The organism is Brevibacterium sp. 'Marine', assembly GCF_012844365.1.
Classification (GTDB): Bacteria; Actinomycetota; Actinomycetes; order Actinomycetales; family Brevibacteriaceae; genus Brevibacterium.
In genome coordinates, this window is the sequence record NZ_CP051626.1 from 3,798,001 (window position 1) to 3,813,899 (window position 15,899).

The following is a 15,899-nucleotide window of genomic DNA, read 5'->3' on the forward strand; positions in this document are numbered from 1 at the left end:
GGAGGATGAACTTTCCGAGCCCGAATCATTGACATCGATGATTGAACACGCGTTTAATATTAAACATGCGTTCAACCTCTTCGGATTCGCGTGCGAACCGATCACCCAATTCGTCCCCGGAGACCGCGGTCCGGATCCGCTCCGCTGCGATCGAGACCTTCGCCGAACGTGGTTTCGCGAAGTCGACGATCCGTGCGATCGCCGCCGCCGCCGACGTCTCCCCCGGGCTCGTCATCCACCATTTCGGGTCGAAGGACGGACTGCGCCGCGCCTGCGATGACTTCGTCTTCTCGGCGATCGCGGACGCCAAGGCGGCCAATGCCGACTACGCGACGGAGGCGGTGCGAGAGATCTTCGCCAGCAGCGACATGTCGCTGAACATCGACTACCTCACCAAGTCGCTGCTCGATCCCTCGGATCATGGTCAGCGCTATTTCGATCACTACGTCGACCTCGTCGAGGGCTATATCCGACACGGCTTCGCCGGTTACGAATTCCGCACCAGCGACACCGACGTCCGTGGTCAGGCGGCGACGATCGCCGCCCTCGCGCTGGCCCCGTCGATCCTCGGATCCCGCCTGCAGAAGGCGCTGGGGACCGCGGACTTCCCCGAGACGATGTCCCGGCTCGCCCCCCACCTCTACGACCTCTACTTCCACGGCGTCATCACCGCCGCCCCCGACACAGCATCCGCGGACTCCGCGGCTCCCGACCGCACCGAGACACCGACAGCACACCGCACCGACGAAGGAGACGAGAAGCGATGAGAACGACGACAGCTCCGACGACCCACAGCCGTCGGACCGGGGAAGAGGCACCCGCGATCACCCTCGCCGAGGTGGTCAAATCCTTCGGTCGCGCACGTGCCCTCGACGGCCTCGACCTCGAGGTCGCCCGCGGGGAGGTCCACGGCTTCCTCGGCCCCAACGGTGCCGGCAAATCGACGACGATCCGCATCCTGCTGGGGATCCTCCGCGCCGATGCGGGACGGATCCGCCTCCTCGGCGAGGACCCGTGGTCGCATGCGGTCCCACTCCATCGGCGACTCGCCTACGTCCCGGGGGACGTGGAGCTGTGGCCGGGGCTGACCGGCGGTGAGGCGATCGACCTGTTCTCCCGGCTCCGCGGCGGAGTCGATGTCCGCAAGCGCGACGAACTCATCGAACGCTTCGACCTCGACCCCAGAAAGAAGGGCCGGACGTACTCGAAGGGCAATCGGCAGAAGGTCGCGCTCATCTCCGCACTGGCCTCGGATGTCGAGCTCCTGCTGCTCGACGAACCGACCGCGGGCCTCGACCCGCTCATGGAGGCCGTGTTCCAGGAGTGCATCCGCGAGGCGAAGGAGGACGGTCGCACGGTGCTGCTCTCGAGCCACATCCTCGCCCAGGTCGAGGCGCTGGCCGACCGGATCTCGATCATCCGGGCCGGCCGCATCGTCGAGACCGGTACTCTGTCGGATCTGCGCCACCTGTCGCGGACGACGATCACCGTTCAGGTCGAGCGGGACATCCCCGCTCTGACTCGGATGGCCGGAGTCCACGATCTCGTCCGCGAGGGTGCGCAGCTGCACTTCAGCGCCGACGCCGCTCACCTGCCGGACCTCATGCGCACCCTCGGCGAGCACGACGTCGAGTCGCTGACGGCCACGCCGCCGACGCTCGAGCAGCTGCTGCTGCGCCACTACGGCAAGGAGGTCGGATCATGAATCTGCTGGCATCGACCGAGGCGGGCCCGGGGGACGCGACCGCCGACCGACGTCAGGCGCACCGAAGGGCCCGTGCCCGCGGAGCCGACGGCCGCCTCGGCGGGGGTGGCCTCACCGGGTTGGGACACCTGCTGCTGTTCATGCTCAGGCGCGACCGGCTGCGAATGCCGATCTGGGTGCTGTCTCTGACCGCGCTCACGGCCTACTTCGCGAATGCGATCGCCCTGGTCATGGATGCGGACACCTTGCAGACGATGACCGTGTTCGCGAAGAATCCGGTGATGGGACTCATCACCGGACCCGGCTACGGGCTCGATGACATCACGGTGCCGCGATTCATCGTCGGCATGTACGCCGTGTTCCTCATGATCGGCATCGGCCTGATGTCGATCACCACCGTCACCCGTCACACCCGCGCCGAGGAGCAGACGGGCAGGGCTGAGCTCATCCGAGCGAATGTCACGGGACGACATGCCCAGCTGTTCGCTGCGGTCATCCTCACGGTGATCATGAACGTCGTGGCAGGGGCGCTCATGGCCGCGGCGCTTCAGTTCTCGGAGGCCGACCCCGACCCGGCGACCTCGAGTCTGCTCTTCGGCGCCGGGATGACGGCGGTCGGCTGTGTATTCGTCGGGGTCACGTCCGTGACGGTGCAGCTGACGGGGTTCTCGCGGGCGGCCTCGGGAATGGCCGGAGCCGTGCTGGCGCTGAGCTTCGTCGTCCGCGGGCTCGGTGACATGTCCGCCGTCGCCGGCGGCGACCTCGACTGGCTGTCCTGGCTGTCTCCTCTGGGATGGTCTCAGCAGACGGCTCCGTTCACTCTCGACCGCTGGTGGCCGCTGCTGTATTCAGTCGCCGCCCTCGTCGTCCTCCTGGTCATCGGTCTGGCCGTGCAGTCGCGCCGCGACCTCGGCGCGGGCATCACTGCGGAGCGGCCCGGACGGGCTCACGCAGGTCGTGGCCTGTCGACCGCGTTCGGACTCGCCTTCCGCCTGCAGCGTTCGACGCTGATCTGGTGGTCGCTGGGGATCCTCGTCATGGCTGCGATCTTCGGATCCTTCGCCGGAGCGATGGCCGAGGGCGCCGACGGCATGCCCGAACAGATCACGCAGCTCATGGGCGGACCGCGGGGAATCGTCGACGGCTATCTCGGCTATATGGCGCTCTACATGGCCATGATCGTCGCCGCCTTCGCGCTCATCACCGTCGGAGGACTGCGCTCCGAGGAACAGGACTTCCACACCGAGCCCGTCCTCGCGACCGCGGTCTCACGGGGCGGGTGGATGGCTTCCTGGGTGACGGTGACGCTGCTCGGATCCGGCTGGCTGATGCTGCTGGCCGGTATCGGTGAGGGCATCGGCGCGGCCGCCTCGCTGGACGATTGGGACCTGCTGGGCCCGACGGTGCTCGGCCATCTCGTGCAGTCGGCCGCCGTGTGGGTGCTGATCGGCCTCGCCTGCCTGCTGTACGGATTCGCGCCGCGACTGCTGGGTCTGACCTGGATCGTCTTCGCCGGTTCCGCGGTGCTCGCTCTGTTCGGCGGGCTCCTCCAGCTCGACGATGCCGTCCTCGACCTCTCCGTGTTCAACCACATCGGTCAGTACCCGGCCGAGGACATCTCCGCCGAGGCGGTGCTGACGTTCCTGGCGATCACGGTCGTCCTCGTCGGAGCTGGCATGGTCGGGTTCCGTAGACGGGATCTCGTGACGGCGTGAGGGATTCGCCTCGGCGATGGCGTTGGGGACCCTCGGCGATGGCCTCTTCCCTGCTTCGTGAGCGGCTTTGGATATCCGCTCGGTCGTGATTGCGCGCCGGGTTATGCGGTTGTGCCGCTAGGCGAGGTAACCGAAGGATCGGGCCCGGATGAGCACGTCCGCCCGGTTCGAGACTCCGAATTTGCGGTAGAGGGCAGAGAGACGGTTCTTCACTGTGCCCGTCACCTGATTGAGTTCCTCAGCGATCTCAGCGACGGACAGGCCCCGTGCCAGAAAATCGATGAGTTGGGCTTCGCCGGCATTGAGCTGTGGCGTTTCTGCTATGTCCACAGAAACCGGGCCGATACTGCGCAGCCGCTCCACAAGCTTCGCAGGCGAATCGAAGGTCGCGGAGAACTCGTTCGCAGCTTCCGCCCATACAGGCGAGTCAGTTGTGAGGTCGATGAGCCGACTGCGATCGGGCAGCGGCAGAAGTGCAAGCGGCAGCAGCGAGCTCACCCAGGTCGAGAGACTTACAGCCATCCTGAAATCACTCTGCGCTCCAGCCTCGTCCCCAGTGCGCAGCTTGGCTGCTGCTCTGATGGCGACGAGCTCAGCCCGGCTGCGCGGGCTCAGCGAGTGGTGATAGAACCAGGTATCTGCGCATGAGATCGCCTCATCGTTTCGACCGGCGACGAGCTTCGAACGAACGTCGAGAACAATACGGCCGTCGCAGGCGGGAGAGAGCCGATCGCGGTCGATCTCGGCCCACCGCAGCTGCCCCAGAGCAATGAAGACCGTGCTGCGCCCAAGTGCGATCAGGTCCTTCTCCGCGTCTGACAGGACACCGCTGTCCTGGAATCGCTCCGCATCATCGTTGACGAACAGCAGACCGGATTCCGCTTCCGCGGACAGCACCGCCAAGGTCCGGGCGATGAGGGGCAGATAGACCCACAGCGTCCGCATCTCAGGGTAGGCGGAGAGGGCGCCGAACTCTGCCTCGGCCCGCTCAAGATCGAGTCGGTCCAGAGCCCTGAGAGCCGAGGCGATGCGCAGGGGCGGAGTCACCAGTTCATCGATGATGACGGTTGGGGGCGCATCCGAAGATGCGGCTGCCGGATCCGCTTCGGAACCCGCGCGGCTGATCCCCGATGGGGCATCGGACTCCGCCAGGTGCGCATCGGCCCGCTCATGGTCACCACTGACCGCTGCGATGAGGGCGGTCCAAGCGATGATCGACGGCAGAAGAAAGTCACCGTCCACGTGACCGGCTCGGGCGGGGCCCTCGATTTCGTTGAGCACGGACAGAGCCCGCCGAGGTTCAGCTGCGTGGTGAAGTGCGATCGCGGTGAGGAGACGCACGACGGATCGTGCACGCGCACTGCGCATCTCTGCTGAGGCGCGAATGCCCAGTTCCGCAGCTTCGCCGTGACGCCCGGCATCGGCGAGCTCGATCAGCTGCCGGACAGTGCCGATGACATCGACCAGCATCGCACCCGGAAGCGCTCCTTCCTCTTCCACGTTAAATTCCGAATCGCCGAATTTCCCCAGTAGTCGTGACCTCAGCATTCCCGGGCCGGTATATCTGATCGCGGCGGCCCGAATCCGAGCCGGGGTGTCATCAACGGCATCGGCCGTGATGTCTTCGGCGAGAGATCCGAAGAACGCAAGGCCGGGTCGGCCGGTGCGCGCCTTGAGCGGCAGAACTCGGAGAACAGTGCAGGAGGTCCGCGGAGTGAGCAGGAACATCGGCATGCCCACTGCCTCGCACACCCGCTGGAGCTGGGACCAATGGCCGCCGTGCCTGGCCAGAAGCAGCACGTCGCTGAGGAGCTCGGGCTCGACCAGACCCGCGGATTCCATATGGTCGACGAGCACATCGAGCAGTGAAGCGACCACCGGTTCAGCACTGACTTCGGCCCTGAGGTCGTGTCGCAGCTTGGCCGCGATGAGAGTCGGAACCTTCAGCAGCGTCCCCCGCGTCGAATCTTCAAGGCGAGTGAGTATCCCGCTGGAGCGGAGTCGGATCAGCACCCCTTCGGGATCGTGGATCCCAATTCCGCCGAGGAGGTCATCGGCCACGGCGGTCAGCGCCCGAACAGCGGTCGTCTCTGACACAGCACTGAGCTGAGCAAGCACAGAAGCTGCCGCTGTGTCACCGGAGCCCAATGCAAGGGACAGTCGCGGACAGAGTTCGACGACCCAATCAGCGAAAGCAGTTGATTCGGGATCTACGGAAACCCCCGCGGCAGCAGCGGCACGGAGGACCGCCTCGGCGAATCGAGCACGGCCGGCGCATTCCGTCCAGAGCCGGTGGCAGAGCTCGGTATCTGCCGGGCCGGCTCCCGAGACTTCGAGCTCGACGATGAAGTCGCCCAGGCTGAGGCGAGGATCTTGCGCCGCCCCTTCAGCGTTCGAGCTCATGGTCGCCCATCCTTCATCTCGGCGGATCACACCCGCGTCACGCTCGTCGACGTACACGTGAGCTCCCCTCTTACGTCCGGCTGTCATCATGTGGACAACCAGCACGCAACTTGCTGGCCTGTCAGGACTCCCAATGTGCCTGCCATTCGTCGGCAATTGTCGACCAACCGGAACGATATGCGGTCATCCGCCATTGGAGTGCGGATGCACGAAAGCTGCATCGCGATCTACGGTTGCCCCCTTCCCCACATCCCTACTCTGATTCCATGCATACTGTTGAAAGCATTGAAAGCGCCGAGTATCAGCGGTTCCTCGAAAACTTTGGGACCGCAAGCTACCAGCAGACTCCGCAATGGGGGAACGCACGCAGCCAGATCTGGGATTATGAGGTATTGGGTATCCGAGACAGCACCGGAGCACTGGTCGCTGCAACGCTCGTCAAGTACAAGAGTCTGCCTGGGACTCGGCTCCGATTTGCATATATTCCGCAGGGCCCACTTATCGACTGGGCCGCCCCGGATGCGCTTGGGCAACTGCAGGCCCTGACTTCTCATCTTCGCGCGAAGCAAATCTTCGCCGTCAGGATTGCTCCGCCATTGAAGCTGCGAAGCTGGCATGCCGACACTGTGAAGAAGGGTCTCACGGATCCCGGCGTCGTACGATTCGACGATCTCGCCCCCGACGAAACCAATCCTGTCGGAAGTAACATCGCGCGACAGTTGTCACGACTCGGTTGGAAGGAAGTCCGCGACAACAAGGAAGCCGAAGCCAGCCAGCCCAGGTTTAATTTCCATCTTTCGCTGGAAGGCGGCTCAGAGCAGGCCGTCTCGTCACGAATGTCGAAGACGTGGCGAAAAAATATCCGCAAGGCCGAACGCGCGGGAGTGCAAGCGCAGACCGGCGAACTGGCAGATCTCGATGAAGTCCTCAGAATATTGGCGGAGACAGCCGACCGCAACCACTTCAATGCAAAGCCTCGAAGCTACATCGAGTCAGTCCTGACGACCTTGGCCGTAGACTTCCCTGGTCGAATCACGTTCGATGTCGCCACACACAATGGCGACGTGCTCGCTGCTGAGGCCACAGCGCAGATCGGCCGAAGGGTGCAGGGCATCTTTGCTGCAACGAGCACGCTTCGGCCCGAGGTGAGGCCGTCGAATGCCCTCTATTGGGAGATCATCCGACGTGCCGTCGCAGACGGAGTCGAAGTCATCGATATCGGCGGGGTCCAAGATACCTTGGACCCCGATGTTCCGACTGCGGGCCTGATTCACTTCAAGGCAGGTATGGGAGCCGACGCGCACGAATACATCGGCGTCTGGGATCTGCCGCTGCGGCCGCGAATCTACACCGCATTCTCTTCCCTGCTGATGCTGCGGGACCTAGCCCAATCGGATGCCACGCAGAAGATGCGCGGCCTCGTCACCCGCCTCGGCGAATACTCGCATCGGGGCATGAAAGCCGGCAGCTGAGAGCGACGTCATCTCAACCTCACCGAGCTCACGCTTGGGACCTCTTCGTCAGCCCGTGACGCGGATGCTCTCATATTTTGCAGAGACGACGTCCAGTTCGTACCGACTCCAGCTGTCACCGATGTCAACCCCAAGGGCCTGCGCAAGATAGTAGAGAGGCACATCTGCACCAGCAAGGTGGACGAACGGATATCCACCACCGAAACGAGGGTTGATGTCGATCACGAATCTCTCGCCGAAATCATCAACGAACACGTCAACGTCGATGAGCCCTGTCAGATCTGAAGCTCCGGCAATCTGCTCAGAGATTCGAGTGAAGGGTGCGGCGTCGACAGTCACAGCCTTATCCGTCTCTCCAGCCCTCATGCGAACTTTGCGGCGCGCTAGCACACCGCTGAGCATTCCGCTGTCTGTGAGGCTCCCAATGATGTCCACACCATATTCAGTTCCCGGGAGCTTCGGCTGCACTACAACATCATCCCGGGTTCCCGGATGCCCACTGGCTGCCGGGGCTGAAAGCGCAGCTTCTGTCACTGCCTGTCGGACTTGATCCGTTGAGACCACCCGCAAGCCCGAGGACCCGCTGCCGAATCTGTGCTTGACGACGAGCTCGTCGGTCTGAGCACTCAGCCCATCAATGCCTTGTTCATCCGCGCCGCTGACTGTCGCCGGTGTCGGAACCTCAATGGCACCGAGCATTTTTGCCATCTGCAGCTTGTCTGCGCAGCCGGCCTGCCATGCCGCCGATACTCCCGGCACCAGCACGCCACTCTCCCGAAGTGAGTTCGCAAGTCCGCTATTCACATGAACATGCATGAGTTCGTAATCATTCGCCGAAACGAAGATTTTGGCGTCGAATTCGGCAACCAGGCGCATAAGCTCTGGACCATAGTCCGGATCATCGTATTTCGGCAGACACCGGCCGACGTCGCCGTAGGAAGCGGAGGAGCTAGTCGGATCGTTTTCGGCAATGATCACTCGCCCTTCAATACCAAGAGCTTCGAAAGCCTCTCGAAACCAGTCAATGAGATACAAACGTCTCCCAGCTGAGCTGATGACGATCGTCTCTGGCTTCACTGTCACACTGTCCTCCTCGAGCTGGACCGAGTCTCGCCGGTTTGAAGGTGGCGGAGGTGCAGTCGGCTGCTCCTTCAGTCGGATACGGACAGAAGTCAGCTTCCGTTCCAACTGCGAATGAGACCACACTTATCAGCACGCTCATCGATCACATCAAACGATCTCTGTACGGATAGAATTCGCTCAGGCCGAATTCATGAACTACATGATTTACACATCAGGACCCAGGAGATTACTGCGAAACTGAGAATCAGATCTGCCTGAGTTAGCTTGATTCTATTTCTACCATCGGACAGCCCGATTACAGTTTGCGGTTCTCCGCAACATTCAGTGGAACGCACCCGCACCCCAGTTGCTCTACGTAGACTACTTGAATACACGAATTGAGATACAGAAGAGAGTGATTGAAGTGGCGCAGCATGGGACCCGGCAGCACGAGCCCCAAACGCCGGCTTTTGTCCTGGACTCATCGACCCTCGAAGAATTCATCGATAGATTTCGTCAAGCACTTTTGAATCACTGGCCGAATTCAGTTCTGTCATATTCATTCAAGACGAATGCACTGCCATGGCTTTTGTCTTTCATGAATACGCAAGGCGTCTGGGCAGAAGTGGTATCGGATGCCGAGTACCAACTTGCACTGTCCGTGGGATACCGCCCGGATCGCATAGTATTCAACGGCCCGGTCAAGAGCCGGCAGCGATTGCGCCAAGCACTCGCCCACGGGTCAGTCGTCAACCTGGATTCAAAACGAGAGGTCAGTTGGGCCGCCGAGTTTGCAGAGGAGCAGCCCGAGCTGGCGCTTTCAGTGGGATTGCGAGTCAATTGGAATCTCGAAGAGAGATGTCCCGGGGAAAGCACCACGTCAGGACAGCACAGTCGTTTCGGGTTCAATGCGGAGAACGGTGAACTCGGCGCAGCGATGTCCACACTGAAGTCGGCAGGGGTGGAGGTGGCCGGTCTCCATATGCATCGGAACTCGCTCACACAGAGTTTGGGTGTCTATAAGGCGTCGGCAGAACTCGCTGCCGAGCTCATCTCTGAATTCGACCTCGATCTCGATTGGATCGACATCGGTGGCGGATTCTTCGGCAGTCCTGCCGGAACTCCGACATTTGACCAATATGTGTCGACCATTCGCAGAGGACTCGAGGAAACGGTCGACATCGATAGAACTCAATTGATCGTCGAACCGGGCGGTTCGCTGATTGCAGTACCTGTGGAATTCCATTCACAAGTAGTCGACGTCAAAGACGTCGGAGATCTCCGGTACGTTGTCACTGATGCCAGCCGCACCAATATCGATCCTCTATTTCGGAGGCAGAGGGAGTTCGATGTGCGAATACACTCCGCTGCTGAGGAATCGATTCCCGAACAGGTGATCTGTGGCTTCACCTGCATGGAGGACGATCGTCTGACAGTCGTGAAAGACGCACCGCAGTTGTCGGAAGGTGACCGGATCGTATTCTACCGAGTTGGCGCCTACACGATGTCCTACCAGTCTTCCTTCATCGAATTCCCTCCAGCTGTCTTCGTCCGGAACAACGATTCTCTGAAATTGGTGAGACGGAGGGGCACAGTCGACGACTATCTGAACGGACATTCGTGGTTCGATGCCACGACGTCGGTATCCGCTTCGGTCGCAGCCGGTTCATGACAGAACCTCAGGCATGGCCCTGAATCTCCTCGGAGGCTCGTGCTGGCCGTTCGCTGGCGCTGGCCCGTAGAACGGAGAATTCATCTCTTCTCGCCGTTGTCACCCCGACTTCATAGTCCAACAGAGATCGAACATCGGCCAGTCCTGCCAATTCACGGACTATATAGGCGGGAACATCCGCTCCCGCAAGGTGGCAGAACGGGTACCCCCCACCGAATCTCGGATTGATATCGATGACCTGCGGTGAGCCTTCGGTGTCTTCTTTGAAGTCGACGTCAATCGGACCCACTGGTTTGAGGAGATCTCCGAGTTCGACCAGTACCTGGGTGAAGCCATTCGCCGCGACTGTTGTGGCGACATCAGTATCCCCTCCTCTCATCCGGTCTTTACGCCGCGCGAGTGCCCCATTCAGACCACCAGTTCCATCGAGGGAGAACACTCCATCGACGCCGAACTCCGCTCCAGGCAAGAGGGTCTGGATGATGACTGCGTCCTCGCCGAGAGTTGTCGGCTTTCCGCCGGCGTCTCTTGCCGCTTTCGCCGATTCCATGACCATTGCCTGCAGAGTTTCATCGGTGGCAGTGCGAACACCGTCTGATCCGCTTCCGAAACGATGTTTGACGATGAATCTGCCATCCGAGTTCGCTGCCTTCGCCATGTCAGTCTCACTGCCGAGCCAGGTTGCAGGTGTGGGAAGTCCTCGATCACGCAGCCTCGCAGCCATCTGATGTTTGTCGAGGACAATATTCTGCGCATCGGCGTCGAGTGCTGCGACTGTGCAACCGCCCTCGCGCAGCTCTTCTGCCAGGCCACCGGCCAACACCTGAAGCTCGTAGTCATTGACTGAGATAAACAGGTCGGGTGATTCCCTCCGGACCCAACTCACTACCTCATTGCGATACTCAGGAGAGTTGTATGCTGGCACCACCACGCCACGGTCTGCCATTGACAGGGTCGGGGCCGTATCTCGATATTCGAACGCGATGACTTCGCCGTAGATTCCCTCGGATCGCAAGGCCGCCTTGAACCACTCCACATAATGTGCCCGATGTGCGGCAGAGGCGATGACAACCTTCAGCCCGTTCGACTTCTTCATCCGAGATCCTCCTTCGCGTGCGTTTCGACATTCACACTGACCACTCGGATCACTGTAGCGAAACAGGCAGTACTGGCTTGGTACGAATACAGCACCAAGTGTCGACTCACATACACATTGCTCTTTTCAGCCGAAGTCGGGCCGCGATCGACAGTCATCGCGGTCCCGCGACGGTTGAGAATTTCACATATTGGACCTTTCGACGGCGTCGGCCGCCGAGGGAATCGGCAGAAGCGGATGTATAAAGTCGCGGGTATCGTTCTGCCCGATGCGGCTCTGCAGACTCGGCATAGTCCTCGGGTGCCGTAAGTGAGCTGTGGTTCCAGAATTTCCGGCGAATGCCCCACGTCTCTGGCCCCGATGGCGTTCCACCCCTGCGAGGTCGAATCTTCTTCACGGATGACTCTTCTCTGTCAGCAAGTGGATTCTCCTCCCCCTGCTGGAAGGAGACGAATTGAGGAATTATTCGCCGCGGAACGTAGAAGGTGAGCAGCCACAGGACGATGAGTGCTGCAATTCGTGCGTACATTCGCACGATCCATGTGTGGAATCCGGACCAGACTATGTCCCCGACTCCACCCAATAGGGCTGCGAAGAATACCAGGAACAGAAGGTCGCGTGGCCCCTTGACCGAACGTCGGTAGCTGCGGATAGTCCATGAGTCGATGCGATCGAGCATCACGGCGAGAAGCGGGACCCCGATCACCAAACCCAGCACTCCGAAATTCCACCAGAGATCGCCATAGACGGTTGCTACCGTGGAGAAGCCAGTACCGTACAGTTGCGGGTCGGTCAGAGCAGCTAGCTGATAGCCGATAGCGTCGGGTATCCAGTCCGGTGCAAGACCATCGGGCAGAGCTGCCCGCAACGGTGACAGAAGCGATGCTCCGAGAGTCGGGAGGCCTCCGAGGTCGAAGTCATGTATCAGAGACCCGAAGTTGCCGATGCCGACGAACATGGACGAGAGGCCAGTGTCGCTCCCGTGCTCGCCGCTCAATGAGGTTTCGTATTCCCTACGCCATACGCCCAACACCGCAAGAATCAGCGGGGCGAGGAAGACCCCGACGACCTTCAGCCATTGACGGCCGTACCGGAGAAACAAGATGTAGACAGCGGCCAAAATGAGCGCAATGGCCCGCAGCCGTCCGGTCCCGGAGATGATTGTAGTCGGATACACCAGAAGTGCACCTGCAATGGTCACGTTATTCCAGGGGTTCTTCAGACCGCGCGGGCTGAGCAGCATCGCAATGCAGATGAGCAAGATTGCCGAGGACCCGAATCCGTCCGACAGCACGCCCAGCCGATCTCCGAGAAAAACTGTGGCCGTGAGAGTCACGAATCCCGCGCCGAGGGCCCACCGGACGCAGTGGATCGGCAGCACCACCTCATCCGGACGTCCAGTCGTATCGGTTCTCAGGCAGAAAAGTCCGATCCCGACCTGCGTAAGCGTACTGCAGAATAGGGCCGTATTGAGGGAGGCCTCAGGGTGGGAGCCGACGATGAAAGACGGATCTGGGATGACGAGCAATCCGCTTACTCCGACTATTGCTGCACTCGATGCCATAAACAGTCCCGGCATGGTGATCCGATCACGACCGAGTATGACGAAAAGTGTCATGCCGTGGGCAAACGAAATTGCGGCGATGACCCCGCTTGAAGACGCGACTGCGTCGACTTCCGTAGAGAACCATATGCGAGCAGTGACGACGACCAGTGCACAGATTGCAGTCAGCGATGCCGCGAAGATCGGAGAATGAGCGGGGTCCTTGAGGGCACCTGTCCGGGACCCGGGCGGGTTCTGCTGAGGACGGGCAGACAGTGGCACAATCATTCACCTTCTGCAGGGCTGACCGAAATCATGATCGCGCGCAGAACAGGATTCTCAAACTTCCTGGGCAATTCACCACTTTGTGCGGTTAGGCCTCTTTGCAGGAGCTCAATCATTGCTGATCGCCCACTCCCCAGGGAACACAGATCTACGACGAAGATCCGGACGGAGAGCGCTATCAGAAGCTGAGAGGAGGATCTCACTGTCGGATTCAGGAGGAGTCGCCGTCTGCCGGAGCGCCAGCTGGTTCGAACAGTTGGTTTCCTGCTCTGCGCTGTGCGCCAAAGTACCGGGATCTTTCCGAGTCGAACGCGCGGCATAGCTGCTGCCATAGCTCTGCGAATATGTTGTGCCTGTGGTCCGGGGTATCCCATTGAGCACTATTCCGAGAAGGCGGGCCTGCACGAGTTGGATCTTTCGCAGCGCCTGAGTGACCTGCGTTCGACGTACAACCCCGTTGCGTGCGACGAAGACGGTTCCAGACACTCGAGTGGCCATCGCTATTGCGTCCGTCGCAGCAAGCACTGGCGCAGAGTCCAAGACAACGGCGTCGTACTGCTTGGTGGCTTCTTCGACGAATACCGTCATCTGCTCACTGTCCAGCAGTTCAGCTGGGTTCGGGGGTATTGGCCCGCTCGCAAGAACGGCGAGATTGGAGAGCTCCATAGGTTGGACGACGTCTTTCAACTCAGTATCCCCGATCAGCACTGTCGACAAGCCCGCACCCCCTTCTATTCCGAGATACCGATGCACCGAGGGATCGCGTAGGTCAGCGTCGACTAGAAGCACGCGGTCCCCGCCGCGGGCGAGGGCGGAAGCGAGGTTGATCGCGGTCACCGATTTTCCTTCGCCTTTCACGGAAGACGTCACGAGCAGCGATCGGCTCCTGCCCCGCGGCTCGAGGAAGCGGAGATTCGACCGTAGCTCCCGATATGGTTCAGCCTGAACGTTCTGCGATCCGTGCTCTGAAACGAAGACACGGTTCTCTCCTGCAGTTATCAGCGGGACGGTGCCGATCACCGCAGCGTCGGTCAGCTGCTCAATGTCATCTGCTTTGCGCACCTTGTTGTCCAGCCGATCTCTGAGCACAGCCGCCAACATCCCTGCGAGTATCGCGGCGATCAGGCCGAGCACGAAGTTCTGTGTGAGGTTTGGCGCGGACGGCACTCTAGGCGCCGTGGCCGGAGTGACCACCGTCAGTTGAACTGTCGCCTTTCCGCTGGTGGTTTCGAGATCTGCGACCTGTTCTTGCAGGCTTTCGGCCACCGCATTCGCAAGTTTCGCCGACGTTTCGGAACCACCCGCTCGCGCGGTGATCGAGATGAGAAGAGTGTCTTCGGGGACATCTGCTGAGACCCTGCCAGCGAGCTGTTCGGCGTCGGTATCCAAGTCGAGGGACCTGATGGCGGGATCAAGCACAATAGGAGTAGTGACTAGGTCCGCATAGGTGTCGATCTGCTGCCGGGCATAGTCAGCCGCGGCCGAACGGTCGGTGACAGAATTGCCGGGATCGGTACGTACGAAGACGTTTGCAGACGACTCATACACAGGGGTCTGCAACGCCGTGACCCCTGCAACCGCAGCTATCACGACGAAGAAGGTCGACAATGCGTAGACCCACCGTTCGCGGAGGATCGTCAAATAGTGCTGAACAATCATGATCGTTCACTTCCTGCGCGGCAATGTGTGGTTGGCTGAGGGGTGCAAGAAGGGAGCGGTCGGCATCGCCCATGCCGTTGGGTATGTCCACCCGGTGACCATCCACGATCAGTGTGCATCGAGGACCACCCCGCTGAGTCGTTCGTATGTCACTGAACGGTCGAAATGATCTTCGGCCATTCGTCTGGATCCGAGGCCGCGTTCTGCTATTCGACGGTCATTGGCCATCTTCTTGAGGGCCTCTGCGAATGCGGCCGGAGTCGATTCGCAATTGATTCCCGCTTCATACTCGGTGAGAAGATCTTGGTACTCAGCACACTGCTGAGAGTTGACTACGGGCAGTCCTGCGGCTGCATAATCGCAGACCTTGTTGATGATGCTGGCCGCTGAGTTCGCAACTATGGGATTGATGGCGATATCGCAGCCCCGCAGACGAGAGACCATCTCCGGGTATTCGAGCTTGCCGTAGAACACCACTTCCTCATCCAGATCCCTTGCTTCTCTACGCCAACGATCTTCAAACGGCCCTGTGCCCATCACGTGCAGGCGCATGTGAACGCCTTCCGCTCTCAGTTCGCGAAGAGCCCCGAATACCGAAGGCAAGTCGTAGCTGTGTCCGAGAGTTCCGATATATGCGAGTTCGGCGATTCCTGCCCGGGAAGGACGCAGAACCGGATAGGTGTCGAATTTCGTCAGATCCGACCCGAGGTAGACGGTGAATACAGTCGACCCGTCCCTGCGTGCCGAACTCACTCGTTCTGAATAGGTTTCAGAGACGGTCACTACTGCATCCGCAGCTCGGTAGATCGCCTCGGCACGCCTACGGATGGGGATCAGAGCCTGGCGCACCATCCAGCGTGGTCGCAAAACCATTTCAAAGGCCTCTGGCCATAGGTCCTGCACATCGAGGATAAATCTCACATCGTTCTTCTCCGCGAATTCGGCTGCGGCATGCGCCACTTCGAGAGAGGGCATGGAGCAATAGATGATGTCCGGGACCTTCCTCTGTCGCAGGTATTCAGCAAGGTTCCTGCCGAGGGCTCGGTGGCTGCGCAGACGACTGGCAGAGACGTTGCTCCGATACGGCGGTTCATGCACATAGGTGGTCGAGTACAACGGGTTCCGTTCCACCGAAGTGTCGCGTTGTGTCTTGAACGCGTGCTGGAACGAGGACGTGACCAGCTCGACTTCTGCACCTCGGCGAGCAAGAATGCTCGCCAAACTATCGAAGCGATCGTTCGGCAGCCGTCCAGCTGCTGTGTAATGGGCGATCATCAATACGTCCAT

The 15,899-nt window shown here is 60.6% G+C and carries 11 protein-coding genes; 5 read left to right on the forward strand and 6 right to left on the reverse strand.

The annotated features are described in order from the left end of the window. Positions 1-65 precede the first annotated feature (65 nt). From HF684_RS18965 to HF684_RS17045, 3 genes are read left to right on the forward strand one after another with little or no spacing between them, the layout of a single operon-like run. The gene (locus HF684_RS18965) at positions 66-767 is read left to right on the forward strand and encodes a TetR/AcrR family transcriptional regulator (RefSeq protein WP_169253444.1); all 702 of its coding nucleotides are present in this window, start codon (positions 66-68) and stop codon (positions 765-767) included. Further along, positions 764-1,705, forward strand: a complete 942-nt coding sequence (locus HF684_RS17040; protein ID WP_169253445.1) for an ABC transporter ATP-binding protein — start codon at positions 764-766, stop codon at positions 1,703-1,705. The genes HF684_RS18965 and HF684_RS17040 overlap by 4 nt, the downstream gene beginning before the upstream one ends. After that, the gene (locus HF684_RS17045) at positions 1,702-3,420 is read left to right on the forward strand and encodes an ABC transporter permease (RefSeq protein WP_211168022.1); all 1,719 of its coding nucleotides are present in this window, start codon (positions 1,702-1,704) and stop codon (positions 3,418-3,420) included. The genes HF684_RS17040 and HF684_RS17045 overlap by 4 nt, the downstream gene beginning before the upstream one ends. A gap of 117 nt (positions 3,421-3,537) precedes the next feature. Here the strand turns inward: HF684_RS17045 and HF684_RS17050 are convergent, their stop codons facing one another. Further along, positions 3,538-5,823: a helix-turn-helix transcriptional regulator gene (locus tag HF684_RS17050; protein WP_169253446.1), complete on the reverse strand. Its 2,286-nt coding sequence runs from the start codon at positions 5,821-5,823 to the stop codon at positions 3,538-3,540. Between the two features lie 266 nt (positions 5,824-6,089). On the opposite strand from HF684_RS17050, the gene HF684_RS17055 reads away from it, so the two are divergent. Beyond that, the gene (locus HF684_RS17055) at positions 6,090-7,295 is read left to right on the forward strand and encodes a peptidoglycan bridge formation glycyltransferase FemA/FemB family protein (RefSeq protein ID WP_169253447.1); all 1,206 of its coding nucleotides are present in this window, start codon (positions 6,090-6,092) and stop codon (positions 7,293-7,295) included. Positions 7,296-7,343: 48 nt separating this feature from the next. Here HF684_RS17055 and HF684_RS17060 read toward each other — a convergent pair whose 3' ends face one another. Next, positions 7,344-8,378: an ATP-grasp domain-containing protein gene (locus HF684_RS17060; RefSeq protein ID WP_169253448.1), complete on the reverse strand. Its 1,035-nt coding sequence runs from the start codon at positions 8,376-8,378 to the stop codon at positions 7,344-7,346. 394 nt (positions 8,379-8,772) lie between these two features. Between HF684_RS17060 and HF684_RS17065 the strand changes: the two genes are divergently transcribed. After that, a complete protein-coding gene (locus HF684_RS17065) occupies positions 8,773-10,029 on the forward strand; it encodes a hypothetical protein (RefSeq protein ID WP_248279011.1) in 1,257 nt (418 codons plus the stop codon). A 7-nt stretch (positions 10,030-10,036) separates the two neighbouring features. On the opposite strand, the gene HF684_RS17070 is transcribed toward HF684_RS17065, so the two are convergent. From HF684_RS17070 to HF684_RS17085, 4 genes are all read right to left on the reverse strand, one after another. Further along, a complete protein-coding gene (locus HF684_RS17070) occupies positions 10,037-11,125 on the reverse strand; it encodes an ATP-grasp domain-containing protein (protein WP_169253449.1) in 1,089 nt (362 codons plus the stop codon). A 154-nt stretch (positions 11,126-11,279) separates the two neighbouring features. Next, positions 11,280-12,950 carry an O-antigen polymerase gene (locus tag HF684_RS17075; RefSeq protein WP_169253450.1) on the reverse strand — a complete coding sequence of 557 codons (1,671 nt, stop codon included), beginning with the start codon at positions 12,948-12,950 and terminating at the stop codon, positions 11,280-11,282. A gap of 111 nt (positions 12,951-13,061) precedes the next feature. Next, the gene (locus HF684_RS17080; RefSeq protein ID WP_169253451.1) at positions 13,062-14,612 is read right to left on the reverse strand and encodes a polysaccharide biosynthesis tyrosine autokinase; all 1,551 of its coding nucleotides are present in this window, start codon (positions 14,610-14,612) and stop codon (positions 13,062-13,064) included. A 108-nt stretch (positions 14,613-14,720) separates the two neighbouring features. Then, positions 14,721-15,899, reverse strand: a complete 1,179-nt coding sequence (locus HF684_RS17085; RefSeq protein ID WP_169253452.1) for a glycosyltransferase family 4 protein — start codon at positions 15,897-15,899, stop codon at positions 14,721-14,723.

Bases quoted from the DNA above. Each gene is read 5' to 3' on its own strand.
- HF684_RS18965 (WP_169253444.1), top strand. From the start codon at position 66: ATGCGTTCAACCTCTTCGGATTCGCGTGCGAACCGATCACCCAATTCG.
- HF684_RS17040 (WP_169253445.1), top strand. From the start codon at position 764: ATGAGAACGACGACAGCTCCGACGACCCACAGCCGTCGGACCGGGGAA.
- HF684_RS17045 (WP_211168022.1), top strand. From the start codon at position 1,702: ATGAATCTGCTGGCATCGACCGAGGCGGGCCCGGGGGACGCGACCGCC.
- HF684_RS17050 (WP_169253446.1), bottom strand. From the start codon at position 5,823: ATGAGCTCGAACGCTGAAGGGGCGGCGCAAGATCCTCGCCTCAGCCTG.
- HF684_RS17055 (WP_169253447.1), top strand. From the start codon at position 6,090: ATGCATACTGTTGAAAGCATTGAAAGCGCCGAGTATCAGCGGTTCCTC.
- HF684_RS17070 (WP_169253449.1), bottom strand. From the start codon at position 11,125: ATGAAGAAGTCGAACGGGCTGAAGGTTGTCATCGCCTCTGCCGCACAT.
- HF684_RS17080 (WP_169253451.1), bottom strand. From the start codon at position 14,612: ATGATTGTTCAGCACTATTTGACGATCCTCCGCGAACGGTGGGTCTAC.
- HF684_RS17085 (WP_169253452.1), bottom strand. From the start codon at position 15,899: ATGGACGTATTGATGATCGCCCATTACACAGCAGCTGGACGGCTGCCG.